This window comes from Pseudoxanthomonas jiangsuensis (assembly GCF_010093185.1).
Classification (GTDB): domain Bacteria; phylum Pseudomonadota; class Gammaproteobacteria; order Xanthomonadales; family Xanthomonadaceae; genus Pseudoxanthomonas; species Pseudoxanthomonas jiangsuensis.
On sequence record NZ_PDWL01000106.1, the window covers coordinates 1 to 596 of the forward strand.

Annotated in this window: 1 protein-coding gene; it reads left to right on the forward strand. The window is 39.8% G+C overall.

Annotation, left to right across the window (positions count from 1 at the left end):
* The first annotated feature begins 180 nt into the window (after positions 1-180).
* Positions 181-387, forward strand: a complete 207-nt coding sequence (gene ybcW / locus CSC62_RS17500; RefSeq protein WP_001031427.1) for a protein YbcW — start codon at positions 181-183, stop codon at positions 385-387.
* Positions 388-596 lie beyond the last annotated feature (209 nt).

Below are 596 nucleotides of genomic sequence, written 5' to 3' on the forward strand. Positions count from 1 at the left end.
TATTAGGAATGTTTTCACTTAATAGTATTGGTTGCGTAACAAAGTGCGGTCCTGCTGGCATTCTGGAGGGAAATACAACCGACAGATGTATGTAAGGCCAACGTGCTCAAATCTTCATACAGAAAGATTTGAAGTAATATTTTAACCGCTAGATGAAGAGCAAGCGCATGGAGCGACAAAATGAATAAAGAACAATCTGCTGATGATCCCTCCGTGGATCTGATTCGTGTAAAAAATATGCTTAATAGCACCATTTCTATGAGTTACCCTGATGTTGTAATTGCATGTATAGAACATAAGGTGTCTCTGGAAGCATTCAGAGCAATTGAGGCAGCGTTGGTGAAGCACGATAATAATATGAAGGATTATTCCCTGGTGGTTGACTGATCACCATAACTGCTAATCATTCAAACTATTTAGTCTGTGACAGAGCCAACACGCAGTCTGTCACTGTCAGGAAAGTGGTAAAACTGCAACTCAATTACTGCAATGCCCTCGTAATTAAGTGAATTTACAATATCGTCCTGTTCGGAGGGAAGAACGCGGGATGTTCATTCTTCATCACTTTTAATTGATGTATATGCTCTCTTTTCTGA